This window comes from Pantoea sp. JZ2 (assembly GCF_035191405.1).
Lineage (GTDB): Bacteria > Pseudomonadota > Gammaproteobacteria > Enterobacterales > Enterobacteriaceae > Pantoea > Pantoea stewartii.
Window position 1 is genome coordinate 2,671,703 of the sequence record NZ_CP045247.1, and the last position, 17,710, is coordinate 2,689,412.

At 54.7% G+C, this 17,710-nt stretch carries 21 protein-coding genes; 13 read left to right on the forward strand and 8 right to left on the reverse strand.

Translation table 11 applies throughout. The features are described 5' to 3' along the window. Nucleotides 1–59 precede the first annotated feature (59 nt). The 7 genes from rsxA to nth are packed head-to-tail and all read left to right on the forward strand — an operon-like array spanning nt 60 to nt 6,842. Nucleotides 60–641 (forward strand): electron transport complex subunit RsxA, encoded by a 582-nt coding sequence (gene rsxA, locus GC087_RS12755; protein WP_013025663.1) that lies wholly within the window; start codon nt 60–62, stop codon nt 639–641. Beyond that, entirely contained in the window at nt 641–1,219 is a 579-nt protein-coding gene (rsxB, locus tag GC087_RS12760; protein ID WP_033741239.1) for an electron transport complex subunit RsxB, read from the forward strand. The genes rsxA and rsxB overlap by 1 nt, the downstream gene beginning before the upstream one ends. Beyond that, a complete protein-coding gene (gene rsxC, locus GC087_RS12765) occupies nt 1,212–3,821 on the forward strand; it encodes an electron transport complex subunit RsxC (protein ID WP_324028470.1) in 2,610 nt (869 codons plus the stop codon). Before rsxB ends, rsxC begins: the two co-directional genes overlap by 8 nt. Next, nucleotides 3,822–4,880: an electron transport complex subunit RsxD gene (rsxD, locus tag GC087_RS12770; protein ID WP_006119020.1), complete on the forward strand. Its 1,059-nt coding sequence runs from the start codon at nt 3,822–3,824 to the stop codon at nt 4,878–4,880. It abuts the gene before it with no gap. 3 nt (nt 4,881–4,883) lie between these two features. Further along, on the forward strand, nt 4,884–5,516 hold the full coding sequence (gene rsxG / locus GC087_RS12775; protein ID WP_006119019.1) for an electron transport complex subunit RsxG: 633 nt from the start codon (nt 4,884–4,886) through the stop codon (nt 5,514–5,516). Beyond that, nucleotides 5,509–6,213, forward strand: a complete 705-nt coding sequence (locus GC087_RS12780; RefSeq protein ID WP_205954520.1) for an electron transport complex subunit E — start codon at nt 5,509–5,511, stop codon at nt 6,211–6,213. The genes rsxG and GC087_RS12780 overlap by 8 nt, the downstream gene beginning before the upstream one ends. Further along, nucleotides 6,210–6,842 carry an endonuclease III gene (nth, locus tag GC087_RS12785; RefSeq protein ID WP_006119017.1) on the forward strand — a complete coding sequence of 211 codons (633 nt, stop codon included), beginning with the start codon at nt 6,210–6,212 and terminating at the stop codon, nt 6,840–6,842. Before GC087_RS12780 ends, nth begins: the two co-directional genes overlap by 4 nt. A gap of 43 nt (nt 6,843–6,885) precedes the next feature. On the opposite strand, the gene GC087_RS12790 is transcribed toward nth, so the two are convergent. Further along, the gene (locus tag GC087_RS12790) at nt 6,886–7,590 is read right to left on the reverse strand and encodes a CTP synthase C-terminal region-related (seleno)protein (protein ID WP_039340525.1); all 705 of its coding nucleotides are present in this window, start codon (nt 7,588–7,590) and stop codon (nt 6,886–6,888) included. Nucleotides 7,591–8,187: 597 nt separating this feature from the next. Between GC087_RS12790 and dtpA the strand changes: the two genes are divergently transcribed. Next, on the forward strand, nt 8,188–9,672 hold the full coding sequence (gene dtpA / locus GC087_RS12795) for a dipeptide/tripeptide permease DtpA (protein ID WP_033741223.1): 1,485 nt from the start codon (nt 8,188–8,190) through the stop codon (nt 9,670–9,672). Between the two features lie 153 nt (nt 9,673–9,825). Next, nucleotides 9,826–10,431 carry a glutathione transferase GstA gene (gene gstA, locus GC087_RS12800; protein ID WP_172912631.1) on the forward strand — a complete coding sequence of 202 codons (606 nt, stop codon included), beginning with the start codon at nt 9,826–9,828 and terminating at the stop codon, nt 10,429–10,431. Nucleotides 10,432–10,460: 29 nt separating this feature from the next. On the opposite strand, the gene pdxY is transcribed toward gstA, so the two are convergent. The 5 genes from pdxY to uraH form a co-directional block, all read right to left on the reverse strand. Beyond that, nucleotides 10,461–11,321 carry a pyridoxal kinase PdxY gene (pdxY, locus tag GC087_RS12805; protein WP_324028471.1) on the reverse strand — a complete coding sequence of 287 codons (861 nt, stop codon included), beginning with the start codon at nt 11,319–11,321 and terminating at the stop codon, nt 10,461–10,463. Between the two features lie 56 nt (nt 11,322–11,377). Next, nucleotides 11,378–12,652 carry a tyrosine--tRNA ligase gene (gene tyrS, locus GC087_RS12810; protein WP_110267562.1) on the reverse strand — a complete coding sequence of 425 codons (1,275 nt, stop codon included), beginning with the start codon at nt 12,650–12,652 and terminating at the stop codon, nt 11,378–11,380. 136 nt (nt 12,653–12,788) lie between these two features. After that, nucleotides 12,789–13,445, reverse strand: coding sequence for a pyridoxamine 5'-phosphate oxidase (pdxH, locus tag GC087_RS12815; RefSeq protein WP_033741468.1), 657 nt, complete (start codon nt 13,443–13,445; stop codon nt 12,789–12,791). A gap of 23 nt (nt 13,446–13,468) precedes the next feature. Next, complete coding sequence (locus GC087_RS12820) at nt 13,469–13,783, reverse strand: MliC family protein (protein ID WP_324028472.1); 315 nt, start codon at nt 13,781–13,783, stop codon at nt 13,469–13,471. Between the two features lie 275 nt (nt 13,784–14,058). After that, nucleotides 14,059–14,475 carry a hydroxyisourate hydrolase gene (gene uraH, locus GC087_RS12825; protein ID WP_006119009.1) on the reverse strand — a complete coding sequence of 139 codons (417 nt, stop codon included), beginning with the start codon at nt 14,473–14,475 and terminating at the stop codon, nt 14,059–14,061. A gap of 219 nt (nt 14,476–14,694) precedes the next feature. Here uraH and GC087_RS12830 point away from each other — a divergent pair, with 219 nt between their 5' ends. The 4 genes from GC087_RS12830 to ycgZ all read left to right on the forward strand — a co-directional run bounded on the left by GC087_RS12830 (nt 14,695) and on the right by ycgZ (nt 16,486). Continuing rightward, nucleotides 14,695–14,928, forward strand: a complete 234-nt coding sequence (locus GC087_RS12830; protein WP_033741212.1) for a YgdI/YgdR family lipoprotein — start codon at nt 14,695–14,697, stop codon at nt 14,926–14,928. 31 nt (nt 14,929–14,959) lie between these two features. Then, the gene (locus GC087_RS12835; protein ID WP_033741210.1) at nt 14,960–15,187 is read left to right on the forward strand and encodes a YgdI/YgdR family lipoprotein; all 228 of its coding nucleotides are present in this window, start codon (nt 14,960–14,962) and stop codon (nt 15,185–15,187) included. Nucleotides 15,188–15,750: 563 nt separating this feature from the next. After that, nucleotides 15,751–16,008: a hypothetical protein gene (locus GC087_RS12840; RefSeq protein ID WP_324028473.1), complete on the forward strand. Its 258-nt coding sequence runs from the start codon at nt 15,751–15,753 to the stop codon at nt 16,006–16,008. Between the two features lie 238 nt (nt 16,009–16,246). After that, nucleotides 16,247–16,486, forward strand: coding sequence for a regulatory protein YcgZ (ycgZ, locus tag GC087_RS12845; RefSeq protein WP_033741208.1), 240 nt, complete (start codon nt 16,247–16,249; stop codon nt 16,484–16,486). Nucleotides 16,487–16,630: 144 nt separating this feature from the next. Here ycgZ and GC087_RS12850 read toward each other — a convergent pair whose 3' ends face one another. Next, nucleotides 16,631–16,834 (reverse strand): hypothetical protein, encoded by a 204-nt coding sequence (locus tag GC087_RS12850; protein WP_033741206.1) that lies wholly within the window; start codon nt 16,832–16,834, stop codon nt 16,631–16,633. 143 nt (nt 16,835–16,977) lie between these two features. Beyond that, on the reverse strand, nt 16,978–17,619 hold the full coding sequence (locus tag GC087_RS12855; protein WP_369974372.1) for a TetR/AcrR family transcriptional regulator: 642 nt from the start codon (nt 17,617–17,619) through the stop codon (nt 16,978–16,980). Nucleotides 17,620–17,710 lie beyond the last annotated feature (91 nt).

Genomic DNA, 17,710 nt, shown 5'->3' on the forward strand with positions numbered 1-17,710 from the left:
GTTGTGATGCAGCGCTTTATCAATGATAATAAGCCGCTTTCTGGTATTCAGGCGAAAAAATGACCGATTATCTTCTCCTTTTTGTTGGCACAGTGCTGGTGAACAACTTCGTGTTGGTGAAGTTTCTCGGCCTTTGCCCGTTTATGGGCGTTTCCAAAAAGCTGGAAACGGCCATTGGCATGGGCCTCGCCACCACGTTTGTGATTACGCTGGCCTCCATTTGCGCGTGGCTGGTGAATCACCTCATTCTGGTTCCGCTGGACTTAGTGTATCTGCGGACCATGGCTTATATCCTGGTGATCGCGGTTGTCGTTCAGTTCACCGAAATGGTGGTGCGCAAAACCAGCCCATCGCTGTATCGCCTGCTGGGTATTTTCCTGCCGTTGATCACGACAAACTGTGCGGTACTGGGCGTCCCCCTGTTGAGCGTTAACCTCAATCACACCTTTCTTCAGGCGGCGCTGTATGGATTCAGCGCCTCGCTGGGCTTCTCGCTGGTGATGGTGTTATTTGCCGGGATGCGTGAGCGTCTGGTTCTGGCGAATGTCCCGGCCCCCTTCAAAGGGAATTCTATTGCGTTGATCACCGCGGGGCTGATGGCACTGGCCTTTATGGGCTTTACAGGTCTGGTGAAATTCTGATGAGTGCAATTTGGATAGCGGTGGCGGTACTGAGCGCCCTGAGCCTGGTCTTTGGTGCCCTGCTGGGTTACGCGTCACGCCGCTTTGAAGTCGAAGAAGATCCCATTGTTGAGCAGATTGACGCCGTGCTGCCGCAGAGCCAGTGCGGTCAGTGTGGTTACCCCGGCTGTCGCCCCTATGCTGACGCCGTGGGCAACAATGGCGAAGCCATTAACAAATGCGCGCCCGGTGGTGAGCAGACCATGCTTAAACTGGCCGCCCTGCTCAATGTTGAGCCACAACCGATCGATGGCGATGACGAGGCCAAAGCGCCCGTGCGTACCGTCGCGTGGATTGACGAAGAAAACTGTATTGGCTGCACAAAGTGCATTCAGGCCTGCCCGGTTGATGCCATCGTCGGTGCCACGCGCGCCATGCATACCGTGCTGAGCGATGTCTGCACCGGCTGCGATCTGTGTGTTGCCCCCTGTCCTACCGACTGCATTGAAATGCGTCCGGTTGCCACCACCACGGCCAACTGGAAGTGGGATCTGAATACCATTCCTGTTCGGGTGATCCCGGTAGAGAGTCATGCTTAATCTGCTTAATTTCTTTAAAAAAGAGAAGATCTGGGATTTTCAGGGCGGGATTCATCCGCCTGAAATGAAAACCCAGTCCAACGGCACGCCGCTCGCTGAATTGCCGCTGCCGCACCGGTTTATCATTCCCCTGAAGCAACATATTGGCCACGAAGGCGAAATTTGCGTTTCCCCTGGCGATAAGGTGCTGCGCGGCCAGCCGCTTACGTTTGGACAGGGCAGAATGCTGCCTGTACATGCGCCCACCTCGGGCGTCATTGACGCTATCGCTCAGCACATGACAGCGCACCCGTCTGGCCTGTCAGAGCTGTGTATTTTTCTGACGCCTGACGGTGACGATCGCTGGATGCCGCTCTCCCCGCTTCCGGACTACCGTCAGCATGAACGCAGCGCCATTCTTAAACGCATACATGATGCCGGCATCGCCGGTCTGGGCGGCGCGGGCTTCCCGACGGCCACCAAACTGAAAGGCGGCCTGCAGGGCGTCAACACGCTGATCATTAACGCGGCTGAGTGCGAACCTTACATCACCGCTGACGATCGTCTGATGCAGGACTGCGCCGCCGAGGTGCTGGAAGGATGCCGCATTCTGGCCTGGGTGCTTCAGGCGGAGCGCGTGCTGATTGGTATCGAAGATAACAAACCCGAGGCTATCGCCGCCCTGAAGCAGGCGTTGGGTGGTGAGCGGGATTTACAGATCCGCGTTATCCCGACGAAATATCCGTCCGGCGGCGCTAAGCAGCTGACCAAAATACTCACCGGCATGGAAGTGCCGCATGGTGGTCGCTCTACGGATATTGGCGTGCTGATGCAAAACGTCGGTACGGCATGGGCCGTGAAGCGCGCCATTATCAATGGCGAACCGATCACCGAGCGCGTGGTGACACTCACCGGTGAAGCCATCGCGCAACCCCGGAACGTGTGGAGCCGCTTAGGGACGCCAATCAGCCACCTGTTGCACCAGGTCGGTTTTCACCCTTCACCAGGACAAATGGTCATTATGGGCGGCCCGCTGATGGGCTTTACCCTGCCGTCGCTGGATGTGCCGGTCGTGAAGATCACCAACTGTATTCTGGCCCCGTCCGGCACTGAGATGGGCAACACGCAACAGGAACAGTCCTGCATTCGTTGCTCTGCCTGTGCTGACGCCTGTCCGGCCAACCTGCTGCCACAGCAGCTGTACTGGTATAGCCAGGGGGGCGATCACGATAAAGCCCGTGCCCATCACATTGATGACTGCATTGAATGTGGTGCGTGCGCCTACGTCTGCCCGAGTAACATTCCGCTGGTGCAGTACTATCGTCAGGAAAAAGCTGAGCTGCGCGCCATCGACCTGGAAGCCAAACGCACGCTGGAAGCGAAAGCGCGTTTTGAGGCACGCCAGGCACGACTGGAGCGGGAAAAGCAGGCGCGTGAAGCACGTCATGCTGAAGCCAAACAGCGCGTAGCCCGCAGCGAAAGCGGAGAACTGGCTGCGGCAAAAGCCCGCGCCAGAGCGAAACAATCTGCTGAGAATGAAGATGCCGCTGCCGAGGCACGTCATGCGCAGGCCCGGTTACGGCAGGCTGAGGCACGGGCGGAAACCCAGGCGCTGAGTCGTCAGACGACCGATCCACGCAAGGCTGCGGTTGAAGCGGCGATTGCGCGTGCCAGAGCGAAGAAACCGGTGACGCCTGACAGTGCGGACACGACTGAAACGGCGGTGGCGGATCCACGCAAAGCCGCGGTGACCGCCGCCATCGAACGTGCCAAAGCGAAGAAAGCCGCCCAGGCGGCGGCTGACGCTGAGACGGCCGACACCGCATCCGAAGTTCCGCGCAAAGCCGCGGTGGCCGCTGCCGTCGAACGTGCCAAAGCGAAGAAAGCCGCCCAGACGGCGGCTGAGGCTACCGACACCGCATCTGAAGATCCGCGTAAAGCCGCGGTGACCGCTGCCGTCGAACGTGCCAAAGCGAAGAAAGCCGCCCAGGCGGCTGACGCTAAGACGGCCGACACCGCATCCGAAGATCCGCGCAAAGCCGCGGTAGCCGCTGCCGTCGAACGAGCCAAAGCGAAGAAAGCCGCCCAGGCGGCTGACGCTGAGGCTGCCGACACCGCATCCGACGATCCGCGCAAAGCTGCGGTAGCCGCTGCCGTCGAACGAGCCAAAGCGAAGAAAGCCGCCCAGGCGGCTGACGCTGAGGCTGCCGACACCGCATCCGAAGATCCGCGCAAAGCTGCGGTGGCCGCTGCCATTGAACGTGCCAAAGCGAAGAAAGCAGCCCAGGCGGCGGCTGACGCTGAGGCTGCCGACACCGCATCTGAAGATCCACGTAAAGCTGCGGTGGCCGCCGCCATTGAACGTGCCAAAGCGAAAAAGCGCGCTGCCGCACAGGCGCAGGCAGAAGACGCGTCCCGTGAGGCGGCTGTCGCGGCGGCCGAAGCGCACAGGGACGTTGAGCAGGCAGAGAGGGCGCAGGAGCAGGCTAATCATGCCAATGCCGAAGCCGAAGAGGCACCTGAACTCGATCACCCCGCCGATGCGCGTAAAGCCGCGATTGCGGCGGCTGTCGCCCGTGCCAAAGCGCGTAAAGCGCAATCGACATTGACACCTGAGGATTAAATGGCGTTCCGTATCGCAAGTTCACCTTATACTCATAACCGCCGCAGTACCGGTAACATCATGATGCTGGTTATCCTGGCGGCGCTGCCTGGTTTTGCCGCGCAGTGCTACTTTTTTGGCGTGGGAACCTTATTGCAGGTTGTGTTGGCCTCGCTGACAGCGTTGCTGACAGAAGCGGCTATCCTGCGCCTGCGTAACACACCGGTCGCCCCTCAGCTGGCCGACAACTCCGCCCTGCTGACGGCAATTCTGCTGGGGATCAGCATCCCGTCTCTGGCCCCCTGGTGGTTAGTGGTGGTCGGTACGGTATTTGCGATTGTTATTGCCAAACAGTTGTACGGTGGCCTGGGACAAAACCCCTTCAACCCGGCCATGGTCGGCTATGTCGTTCTTCTGATCTCATTTCCGGTTCAGATGACCAGCTGGATGCCGCCAGAAGCCTTACAGGTGATTAAACCCGGCGTGCTGGACTCGCTGAGCATGATCTTTACGGGTCATACCCTGGCGGGCGATACGTTACAGCAACTGCAGTTGGGCGTAGACGGTGTCAGCCAGGCTACACCGCTGGATACCTTCAAAACCGGCTTGCGCGCAGGCCACAGTGCAGAGCAACTGTTAGCCCAGCCCATTTACAGCGGCGTTCTGGCCGGTCTGGGCTGGCAATGGGTTAACGTGGGTTATCTGCTTGGCGGGGTATTCCTGCTGTGGAAAAACACCATTCGCTGGCATATTCCAGCCGCGATGTTGCTGTCGCTGACCGTCTGCGCCACGCTCGGTTGGTTACTGGCTCCCGCCTCGCTGAACAGTCCGCTGATTCATCTGTTTTCCGGGGCGACGATGCTGGGCGCATTTTTTATCGCCACCGATCCGGTTACCGCTTCCACCACTGACCGTGGTCGTCTGATTTATGGTGCCCTGATTGGTCTGCTGGTGTGGCTCATTCGGAGTTTTGGCGGTTACCCGGACGGCGTTGCTTTTGCCGTTCTGCTGGCTAATATATGCGTACCGCTGATTGACTATTACACGCAGCCGCGCGTTTACGGTCATCAAAAGGATTAAATGATGCTGGACACCATACGCAAGAATGGCGTGACCCTGGCTCTCTTTGCCGCGATCACCACCGGCGTTACTGCTGTTGTAAATACCGTGACCAAACCCACCGTTGAGCACCAGACGCAGTTACAGCAAAAAAATCTGCTGGATCAGGTGGTGCCGACCGATATGTACGATAACCACATTCAGCAGGAATGTTACGTTGTCACTGATGCGGCGCTGGGTAATGCCAGTCCTCATCATCTTTATCTGGCGCGAAAAGGCAACGAACCTGTGGCCGCCGCCCTGGAAACCACCGCCCCGGATGGCTATTCTGGCGCGATTCAGATGCTGGTCGGCGCGGATTTTCACGGTAAGGTACTCGGCGTGCGGGTGATTGAGCACCATGAAACGCCGGGCCTGGGGGACAAAATCGAGTTACGGATTTCTGACTGGATCAACAGTTTTAATGGCAAAGTGGTAACCGGGCCGAATGACAAAGCGTTTGCCGTCAAAAAAGATGGCGGCGAATTCGACCAGTTTACCGGTGCCACCATTACCCCGCGCGCCGTCGTGAATGCCACCAAACGTACGGCATTGTTAATTGAATCCCTGAAAGGGAAACTCTCTTCGTTACCCGAATGTGGAGACGCCAATGAGTGAAGCGAAAAACCTGCTGGTCGGCGGGCTGTGGAAAAATAACTCGGCGCTGGTGCAACTGCTGGGCCTGTGCCCTTTGCTGGCGGTGACCGCTACGGCCACCAATGCTCTGGGGCTGGGGCTTGCCACGACGCTGGTGCTGACCCTGACAAACAGTTTTATTTCGGCCTCGCGTCGTTGGGTGCCTTCTGAGATCCGTATTCCTATCTACGTGATGATCATCGCCTCTGTCGTAAGCTGCGTGCAGATGCTGATTAACGCTTACGCCTACGGTCTGTATCAGTCACTCGGTATTTTTATTCCGCTGATCGTGACCAACTGCATCGTAGTGGGCCGGGCTGAAGCCGTGGCCTCGAAAAGCAGTATTCCCCTTGCCGCACTGGATGGCTTTGCTATCGGTATGGGCGCCACCTGCGCAATGGTGGTACTGGGTTCGATCCGTGAAATCATCGGCAGCGGCACATTGTTTAACGGTGCGGATCAGTTACTGGGTCCCTGGGCTAAAGTGTTGCGGATTGACGTGATTCATTTTAACTCGCCAATGCTGCTGGCAATGCTCCCGCCGGGTGCCTTTATCGGTCTGGGCATGATGCTGGCGGGGAAATATGTGATCGATCAGAAAATGAAGCAGCGCGCAGCGCGTCGCGCAGAAGACGCGGCGCTTGATACGCCGCAGGGCAACACGGGAAAAGCCGTGTGAACCAGACGAAACGCATTGAGATTCTCAGTCGTCTGCAGCAGGCCAACCCTCACCCTACGACCGAGCTGCAGTTCACCTCGCCGTTTGAACTGCTGATTGCGGTTCTGCTGTCGGCTCAGGCGACGGACGTGAGCGTTAACAAGGCTACTGCAAAGCTGTACCCGGTGGCGAATACACCTGCTGCGATGCTGGCGCTGGGCGTGGACGGCGTGAAGGAGTACATCAAAACGATCGGCCTGTTCAACAGTAAAGCCGAGAACGTGATTAAGACCTGCCGTATTTTACTGGACCAGCACGGCGGTCAGGTGCCTGAAGATCGCGCCGCGCTCGAAGCCTTACCTGGCGTCGGCCGTAAAACGGCTAACGTGGTGCTGAATACGGCTTTTGGCTGGCCGACGATTGCGGTGGATACGCACATTTTCCGCGTCTGCAACCGGACGAATTTTGCGCCGGGTAAGAACGTCGAGCAGGTCGAAGAGAAACTGTTAAAAGTCGTGCCGAAGGCGTTTAAAGTCGACTGCCATCACTGGCTGATTCTGCACGGTCGTTACACCTGCGTGGCGCGCAAACCGCGTTGCGGGTCCTGCCTGATTGAAGACCTGTGTGAATATCCCGATAAGGTCGAATAAGCCCGGATAACAGCCTGTGACCGGTCACAGGCTGTTTTACTGTTCAGCGCTGACGCTGCGCCAGCGCCGCCTGCATCCAGGCCATCACCAGCGGTGAATCCTTATCCTGTAATGCCGCCCGTTCGGACTGGAATAAGGTGGCGACATAGAAAGGATGATCGGTCAGTTCAATGCCGCGCACATCGCCGTTCAGATCCCAGGACGTGATCCGCATGTTTTTACCCTGCAGCGCCGCACTGAAAGCCGGGTTCACGCCAAAATTGCAATGATAACCTTCATCGCTGGTCAGCGCACCGTAGGCGCTGGCCATACGCGAGCCGGGTGCAAACGTGACCTCCCCTCGCTGTTCGACCAGTGAGCAGCTTAGCGGCGCAATCACCATCCGACCGGTTTCGCTGGTTTCAGCATGACTGGCATCTTCCCAGCCCAATACGTGGCGGGCATAGTCGATAACCGCATACTGAAACCCGCCACAGGAGCCGAGAAAGGGCTTACCGTTTTCCCGTACCCAACGCAGCATGCTAAACACGCCGTCATCGTTTTTATAGGGGCTGCCGGGCACCAGCCAGACGGCATCATGCTGCGTAACGGCGGACAGATCATCTAAATCCGGGGTGGGAATCCAGTCAGGCTCAATCGGGATGGCAAGGTGCGCCGCGGCGCGCGCCAGCGCCAGGGGAATGGATTGATGCGAAACAGCGTCCGGGCGGTAGTCACCCACTAAGGCGAGACGTAAAGATAACGACATAGCAACATCCTTTTTAGGAAATAAAGAGGCTACGTGAGTGCGCGTGCGCTGTCGAGCAGGTGAGCGCATTTTTGCTGGTTTTTTACGCCTTTTAATTAAGGGCCGGACGCATTATTTCCTGATGAAACCATTTTTCTTCTGCTGAAATAACAGCGAATAATGTGAGTTTAATCAACTTTATTGCGCACCCGAGGTCGTTTTGCGTCATAATATGCAGATTATTTCAGCAAAACGACGTCAAAAGCCGCATTTCCGGCGCTTTATTCTGATGAAAGATCACTTTCCAAAGCAAAGCTCTACGCAACCGCCGTTTAGTGGTTAATGTCATTATTGACGATCTGAAAAGCTCCACGCAGGTATTTTGAACCAATAAAAAACCTGAAAACATGACAAAATTTCAATCAGTAATATTTATTTAGGTTTTAACACCATATTGACCCTGTCTGGCAGAAGGTAGAAAACGCTTGCCCTGCCGCCTTTATTCAGCCAAATTAGTCGCCGTTTTTCCCATCTAATAAAAATCTGGCCCATGGTGTGATCACATGGCGCGGACGGAATGCCTGTCACGACGCAGGATATGAAATAACAGAGGTACAAGTGTCAACTGCAAACAAACACACCGACGAGGCCGTCAGCCTTAATGCTTTTAAACAGCCCAAAGCGTTTTACCTGATCTTTTCAATCGAATTATGGGAACGTTTTGGCTACTACGGCCTGCAGGCCATTATGGCCGTCTATCTGGTTCGACAGCTGGGCATGTCGGAGTCCGACTCCATTACCCTGTTCTCGTCCTTTAGCGCACTGGTTTATGGTCTGGTCGCTATCGGCGGCTGGCTGGGCGATAAAGTGCTGGGCACCAAACGCGTTATCGTGCTGGGTGTACTGGTGCTGGCCATCGGCTACGCGCTTGTCGCCTTCTCCGGTCATAATGTCAGCGTCGTCTATATCGGTATGGCGACTATTGCGGTGGGCAGCGGCTTGTTTAAAGCGAACCCCTCTTCCCTGCTTTCCACCTGCTATGAGAAAGACGATCCGCGCATTGATGGCGCCTTTACCATGTTCTACATGTCCATCAACATCGGCTCACTGTTCTCAATGATGCTGACGCCGTGGTTAGCCGAAAAATATGGCTATAACGTGGCGTTTTCGCTGTCGGTGATCGGCCTGGTCATCACGCTGCTTAACTTCCTGTTCTGTAAGCGCCTGGTGAAAGACTTTGGTTCCAAACCGGACTTTGCCCCACTCCAGTTCGGCAAATTGCTGATGACGCTGGCAGGTATTGTGGTGTTGATCGCCCTGGCTAACTGGATGCTGCACCATCAGGCCATTGCCCGTATTCTGCTGGGCCTGATTGCGCTGGGCATTATGGTGATCTTTGCCAAAGAAGCCTTCGCACTGAAGGGCGCGGCACGTCGCCGTATGATTGTCGCTTTCCTGCTGATGGTCGAAGCCATCGTCTTCTTCGTGCTTTACATGCAGATGCCTACGTCGCTGAACTTCTTTGCGATTCGTAACGTTGAGCACACCCTTTTTGGCATTACCTTTGCGCCAGAGCAGTTCCAGGCGCTGAACCCGTTCTGGATTATGCTGGCCAGCCCCATTCTGGCAGCCGTGTATAACAAGCTGGGCGACAAGCTGCCGATGCCGCACAAGTTCGCTATCGGCATGGTGCTGTGTTCTGCCGCGTTCCTGGTATTGCCTGTCGGCGCGAAATTTGCCAGCGATGCCGGTATCGTGTCCCTGAACTGGCTCATTCTCAGCTATGGCCTGCAAAGTATCGGCGAACTGATGATTTCGGGACTGGGCCTGGCGATGGTGGCACAGCTGGTTCCACAGCGCCTGATGGGCTTTATCATGGGCTCATGGTTCCTGACCACCGCGGGTGCTGCCGTCATTGCCGGTAAAGTGGCCAACCTGATGGCGGTGCCTGAAAACGTTACCGATCCGCTGATTTCGCTGGTCACGTACGGCAAAGTGTTCCAGCAGATCGGGATTGCCACCGCCGTCATCGCTGTGCTGATGCTGGTGACGGCCCCGCTGCTGAACCGTATGACGCAGACGACCGAAGCGGAAAAAGCCTGAGTGCGATGTTGACACGCAGCAAAAACCGGGCCTTGCCCGGTTTTTTTGTTTTTGTCGCCGATCGGTTCCTGGTAGATTACTCATGCTAATAACTGGTAATTCTGCCACAGGGGATTACTATGCAAACACGACTCGCAACATGGTGGCTTCATGATGAAACTGTTTTGTAAAGCTGGTGCCTGTTCTCTTTCACCCCATATTGTTCTGCGTGAATGTGGTCTGGATTTCACTCAGGTAAATGTTGACCTGCAAACCAAGCTCACCGAGCGGGGGGATGATTTTCGTCAAATCAACCCCAAGGGTCAGGTACCGGCGCTGCAACTAAGTGAGGGTAATGTCCTGACCGAAGGCGCGGCGATTGTGCAGTACCTGGCCGATCTCAAGCCCGATCGTCATCTTCTGGCCCCCGTCGGCAGCCTGACGCGTTATCACACCATTGAGTGGCTCGGCTACATCAGCAGTGAGTTACATAAGAGTTTTTCACCGCTGTTCCGCAACGATGCGCCCGACGAGTACAAAGCGCTGGTGCGCCGTCAGCTGGAGGCAAAATTTGCCTGGGTAAACGGTGAACTGCAGGACAAGCCCTGGCTGATGGGCGTGCATTTCAGCGTCGCGGATGCTTATCTGTATGTGGTGACGCGCTGGGCGAAAGCGCTGAACCTGGATGTCAGCGCGTTGAGCCACCTGCAACAGTGGTTTGCGCGCGTTGAAGAACGGCCATCGGTTCAGGCCGCGCTAAAAGCGGAAGGCCTTATCTGACGCGATCAGGGCCGTTACCGGCCCTTTTTTTACAGCTTCTCTGCCGGAAAATAGTGCGTTGGTCGGGCGATAGCGTCCTGCGCAGCAACCAACTGCAGCTCATATTCCCCCATCTCATGCGTTTTCAGCATCACTTCATAGACGGCGGCCGTGACGTGCTCCAGCGCCGCCTGCAGCGACTGTCCGTGCAGCAGATCGACCAGCAATAAGCCGCTGGTTAAATCGCCCACGCCTACAGGCTGGCGAACGCCAAAGTCCACCAGCGGACGGCTAATGTGCCAGGCTTCGTCGGCGGTGACCAGCAGCATTTCAAAGCGATCGCTGCGGCGTCCTGCCCGTGCCAGATGCTTAATCAGCACCACTTTTGGCCCCTGCGTGATCAGCAGGCGGGCAGCCTCAACGGCGGATTCGACACTGGTTACCGTGCGTTCGCTGAGCATTTCCAGCTCCAGCAGATTTGGCGCGATGATATCGCTGGCCGGTAGCGCCATTTTGCAGTGAAACTCCGCCACGCCCGGTGCCACAATGCAGCCCTTTTCCGGATGCCCCATGACCGGATCGCAAAAATACCAGGCATCGGGGTTGGCGGCTTTTACCTGATGCACGATGTCCAGAATCTTTTCGCCCTGTTCGGCCGATCCCAGATAGCCGCTTAACACCGCATCACAGGTTTTCAGGCGGTCGATATCGGCGATGCCTTTGACAATGTCGGTGAGATGCGACGCCGGCATGACGGTGCCGGTCCAGTGCCCATACTGCGTATGATTGGAAAACTGCACGGTATTCAGCGGCCAGACGTTCACGCCCATACGGCGCATCGGGAACTCTGCCGCCGCATTGCCTGCATAACCAAACACCACGTGCGACTGAATTGCTAAAACGTTTTTCACTTTTTTACCCTGTCGTGCCTTGCCATAAAAAAGGGCCGGAAACCGGCCCTGAAAAGCTACTGCCAGTTGATCAGGCAGTAATGTTTTTTACCGCGGCGTAATAACGTGAAGCGGTTAAACAGCTTGTCGCTGTCGCGGAAGCGGTATTCCGCATCCGACTGCTTCTCACCGTTCAGCGATACGGCATTTGAGCCAATCATGGTGCGCGCCTGGCCGCGTGACGGTACCAGCTCCGCTTTAACCAGTGCCTGCTGCAGATCGTCCTCAGCAGACAGCGTAATGGTGGGCATGCCGTCCTGCGCCAGCTGTTCGAAATCGGCCTCGGTCATGTCACTGAGCGCACCGGAGAACAGACTTTCCGTGATGCGTTTCGCGGCTGCCAGACCCTCTTCGCCATGAACCAGGCGCGTAACCTGCTCGGCCAGTACATACTGTGCACGCGGCGCGGTTCCGCTGTTTTTATCTTCTTCTTCCAGGGCAGTAATCTCTTCAATGCTCAGGAACGTGAAGAATTTCAGGAAACGGTAAACATCCGCATCGGCGGTGTTGATCCAGAACTGGTAGAACTTGTACGGGCTGGTTTTCTTAGCATCCAGCCAGACCGCGCCGCCTTCGGTCTTACCGAACTTGGTGCCGTCCGATTTGGTGATCAGAGGAACGGTCAGACCAAACACCTGGTTCTGATGCAGACGACGTGTCAGATCGATACCGGAAGTGATGTTGCCCCACTGGTCCGAGCCGCCGATCTGCAGCGTTACGCCGTGCAGTTCGTTCAGGCAGGCAAAATCATAGCCCTGCAACAGGTTGTAGGAGAATTCGGTAAACGAGATCCCCTGGTCGTCACGGTTCAGACGCTGTTTGACCGCTTCCTTGTTGATCATCTGGTTAACCGAGAAGTGTTTACCAATGTCACGCAGGAAGGTCAGCACGTTCATATTGCCAAACCAGTCATAGTTGTTGGCCGCAATCGCACTGTTCGCCCCACAGTCAAAATCCAGGAATGGCGCAACCTGTTTACGGATTTTTTCGACCCATTCACCGACGGTTTCGCTGGTGTTGAGCTTACGCTCTGCCGCTTTAAAACTGGGATCGCCAATCAGACCGGTTGCGCCGCCCACCAGCGCCACCGGCCTGTGTCCGGCGTCCTGAAAACGTTTCAGGCAGAGCAGCGGTACCAGATGGCCCAAGTGCAAGCTGTCAGCAGTGGGGTCAAAGCCACAATAGAGCGAAATTGGCCCTTGCGCCAGTTTCTCGACTAACGCGTCTTCATCCGTCACCTGGGCGATCAGGCCCCGTTCTTGCAATTGTTGTATCAGGTTACTGCTGGTCATCACTGACTCCAAATTGATCAGACTGCACCTAGGCTGGTACACAGCTTTCCGCTGAGTTGCGGAAGAAAAAAATGAGGGCTATAGCATAAAGCGCTGACGGCTTCTGTGCCAGCGCTGATAAGGGGAAAGCGCAGTTTTACGGGGCGAGTCGGTCAATTTTCCAGCCGTCGTTATCCCGTTGGTAGAGGAAACGATCGTGAAGGCGATGCTCGCCCCCTTGCCAGAACTCCATGGTGTTAAATTTTACCCGATAGCCGCCCCAAAAACTGGGCAGCGGCACATCGCCCTGCTGGAATTTCTGCTTCAGTTCCAGAAACTTCGCTTCCAGCACACCGCGGGCAGAAATCCGGCTGGACTGACGCGAAACCCAGGCACCGATCTGGCTGTCACGCGGGCGGCTGCTGAAATATTTCAGGACGTCCAGCGGCGACAGTTTTTCGACTTCGCCCAGCACCATGACCTGGCGCTCCAGAAAATGCCACGGGAAATGCAGCGAAATACGCGGATTGTTGGCCAGATGTTGTGCTTTACGGCTGCCAAGGTTGGTATAAAACACCATGCCCTGTTCATCATAATGCTTCAACAGCACGATACGCTGATAAGGCTGGCCTTGCTCATCGACCGTGGCTACCGTCATGGCTGTAGGATCGGGCAATTGTGCCTCGCAGGCCTGCTTTAACCAGCTTTCGAACAGCGCCAGCGGATTATCCGGCAAATCGTTACGACGCAGACCACCACGCGTGTATTCACGACGCAGGTGGGCAATGTTTTGCAGCATTTCATTGTCACTCATCATGCACACTCACTCAGATAACGTTAACCAGCCGGTTGCAGCTCGCAGTCATTCACGACGATTTTATCGTTGCGCTCAATAAAAGCACCGTTTCCTTTAGACCAGAAAACATACTGTCCGTCGCTGTAGCGGGCCCCCGAGGCAGAAACGGTTTGCGTCAGCGTCAGCGGTTTGCCATCCATGATAAAGCTGACCTGATCTTTAGCGTTATCCAGGGTGACGGTGAGCGGCAAGGTGCCACAGCGATAGTGTAACGTTTCTGGCGCGGGCGACGATTTGTGCATCAGGCTGCAGCCTGAAAGCATGACCATGGCAAACACAGTTAATCCTTTTCGCATCAGCGATTCTCCTGTACGTAAAGCAGGCACAGCGCGCCCTGCTTTGTTCGGTATGAAGGTTCCGGCACCGGCAGGTTAACCGTTCCGGCACAGAGGGGCAATTTAACCGATGATCGCACCCGTAGCAGCAAAAGTTTTTTTGTCCGGGCGTGGGAAGGTGAAGACTGCAAAGCCAGGGTTTGGTCGGGAAAACGCGACATCGCGCGGCGATGACCAGGGTGGAGGGGGCGAAAGAGACCGGCAACACCCGGGTATTCAGGCGTTGCCGGTGAAGATTAATTACCGCGATAGGTAGAATAGCCGTACGGGCTCAGCAGCAATGGAATATGGTAATGCGATTCACTTTTGTCCATGTGAAATATCACCGGAATTTCCGGGAAAAAGGACGCGTGCTGAACCTTCTGATAATAATCTCCCGTTTTAAATACAACTTTATAATCGCCCGTTTCATATTGTTTATCTGTCGGGAATAGTGCACTAATTCTGCCGTTTTTATCGGTTACCCCTGAGGAAAGCTTAACCCACTTGCCCTGTTCTTTATGTTCGAGGTCAACAGAAATACCGGGAGTCGGCGTGCCGGTCTCCAGATTTAATACGTGTACACTCAGCGGATTCTTCATCGCGGTTGTTTCTGCCGCACAAGCAACGGAACCCATTAATAACGCTGCAACTGCACCCATTTGCCATTTCATTCTCGATTCCTTTTTTCGTTAACCTGTCAACGAGCGTAAAGGGCCGCAGACTAAATACCAAACCGCAGGCGCTAAATGTGAAATTTCTGAGAGGCATAAATACGCTTTAGCTATTCGCGCTTTTTCTGCGCAAGTGCGTTTATTGTTTCGCTCACCGCCCTGCAAAATTCTCAAAAGCGACTATGCTGTTTAATTCAAGGTCCACTTCAAGGAGATGAAATGCATACTAAATCCCTGTCAGCTGCCGTTTTGCTTGCCCTCTCTCTGGCAACGTTAGCCGGTTGTTCTTCCAACCAGTCCATTAAAACGTCAGACGGCCGTACAATAGTGACCGATGGTAAGCCTCAAATTGACAGCGATACGGGGCTGGTGTCCTATCGTGACGCCCAGACAGGCAAAACCGAACAAATTAATCGCGATCAGATCAGCAATATGAGTGAACTTGATAACTAACGGACTCAATCACAGAAATAAGGTGGATAATATGAAGAAGACTCTGATTTTACCGCTGGCAGTTTTGATCGGCATGACCGCATTAACAGGCTGTACCCGCACAAGCTACGCTATTCATACCAACGATGGCCGCACTATTATCAGCGACGGTAAGCCGTCTGAATCTGATGCCGGTTTACTGGGTTATACCGATGCCAATGGTGTGAAACAGCAGATCAATAAAGCGGACGTTAAAGCCGTTTCCGAAGTGCCAAAATAACAGCGTTGCCGCCTGATCAGGGCGGCTTTTTTATTTCCTGCCGCCTCTTCATTGCTTCACCCTCTCAATATCTTTTTATCCGGAAATAACGGTTCGTCGTAAAAAGTGTAATAACGACTTACACGGCATGATCATGGCTCATATATCCTTTTGTCTTTCTGACGCAGGCGCTCGCCTGTTACGGCCTTTTTCATTCCTTCTCACTTTGCTTTGCGACAACACAAAAACATTAGCATCTCTTTCTTATGTACATTTTATTTACAGCATCAGGTTGCGGTCCGGAATGCCGCTGACGGCCAGGGCACCGTGTCAGGGACCTATCGTAATTTCAGGCCAGTTCGCCACTATCTAGTGGTTTAATCACTTCAATTCTGGCGGATAAAACGGGTCTGTATAAATTTTCACTCGCTTATTAAGGTGTTAGCCTGCGGTACAAAAGTTCACTGTTTTTAATGTTTTCTTTGATAGGTATCACCGAATGAAATCACACTATCGCTATCCATTCCTTTTACTAAACTAATTACTGGGTCGACGACATTCTCACTCACTCTCAGGAGGTGCATATGAATTTTCACGATGAGGCTACCGGTCATAAGATTATTGGTGAAGCTGCGGTGAACCTGGCACTACAGAATGAGGAGATCACGGTGGTTTCGCTGATTCGCCAGCTCAGCACGATGGCGGACCATGAAAGCGACGATGAGCGCGTGCTCCTGATCGCCGATGCGCGTAAATGGCTGAAAAGCTTTATTAACGTGGCTACGCGCGAGCGGGCCGAACTCAACTGGATGGTAGTAACGGGCAGGTTCCCGCCAATGTGACCGAGCATTAACGCCGACAGGTTAATGCGATACCGCGCTTCGCGGACGCCGGATGCGTCCGCGTTTACTGCGTGCCAACTGTCTGTATTCTCTCTGTGTCCGCTTTCCGCCCTTCTCTCTGTCCCCGCCTGAATCGCGCCGCACGCTTTTTCTGCGAAAATAGCTGTACAAGTTTTATTTTATTGTATAACTTTACGCTACTTTTAACTGACTACTTTTGAACCACCCGAGAACCTCTATGCAACGCAATCATCGCTTACCGCAGAGCGCCGACGATATCTCCCGCTATTTTTCTGCGGCGGGTCTCCCTTCACAGCAGGAAATGCTGGGGCAAATCGTGGTAGATATTTTACGCGCCGGCCAGAACGTGAACCGTAAGTCTATCTGCACTAAACTGCTGCGCCGTCTTGAGCTGTCAGCCAGTCAGGAAGAAGAGCGCCTTTGCCGTGAACTGATTGGGTTGCTGTTTGGTCGTTAAGACGGCCAGTGACTGCCGTGACGGGACGGGGCATCGTTGCGAAGCCGTTGCGGCCTTTTCGCTGCTGCTGCTGGCATTATTGTTGCTGCTGTCGTTACTGTGACGTGACGGCCATACAGGCTTCCTTGCTTCAGCCCGTCGTCATTAATGGAGTTTATGCGCGAGGATACGGATAGCCTCTTCGCAGGTCTGTCGGGTCGTTTTACAGCTTGTCTGGAGACTTTGCTGGTGCAACGCACCAATAATTTCCTGCAGTGTGAGCGTTTTACCCGGCTGCAGGATGCCTGACACAACGCGCCCTAAAAGCGCGTGAATCTCTTCACCGATGTTTGCCCTGTCATGTTTCACGCATAATCCTCAAATTTTACTTTTTATGTAACAGCAAAGTGTTTTAGAGAAGGCACACTGTGCCTGTGTCTGGCAGCCCGTGGGTGACCGGCCGCCCTGCATGGATGACATAAGGGAATATTTACTTCCTAAATGAGCAAAGATTAATCCAGGATTTTCAGGGCCAGCGCAATCGTAGCCTGTTCATCGTGTACATCCGCCACCTTGCCGGTAACACGCATACCAAAGGCAATACGCAAAATCAGTCCTGCAGCCGTCTCCACATCCAGGTCGCGCCTGATGGAGCCATCATGCTGCCCTTCCTGCAAAAGTGACATCAGAAAGGCCTTATTGCGGAAGATAACCTGTGTAACCTGTTGTGACAGCTCCGCATCCAGCACCTGTAATTCAATAGCACTGCCTACGACCAGACAGCCGGTGCGCCCTTCCGTTGACCGGGAAGAATCCAGATAAAACTGGAGTAGTTCACTTAACTTTGCGCGGCCGGTCGAAAAGCGGGCCAGGCGTCCGCGCAGATCCTCGTTGCGGACCGTGATGTAACGCTGAAAAACCAGCAGGAACAACGATCGCTTGTCCTGAAACGCTTTGTAGATACTACCGACAGAAAGCTGCATTGCCTCACTCAAATCGTTAAGCGAGGCGGCATGATATCCTTTCTGCCGGAACACGATCATCGCCTGGTCCAGAGCCTGTTCGATATCAAATTCTCTGGGCCTGCCGCGTTCTTTTTGTTTATTCGCTGTGGATTGTTGGCTGCTCATGACGACCAGTTTGAGAGGCTGCATTTCCGACATTACCCGGAAACGATAGGCAGAACGATTGTATCTCAGGCACCGGGTGCAAGTACACCCGAATCCCACCCCGGCGCATCGTCTG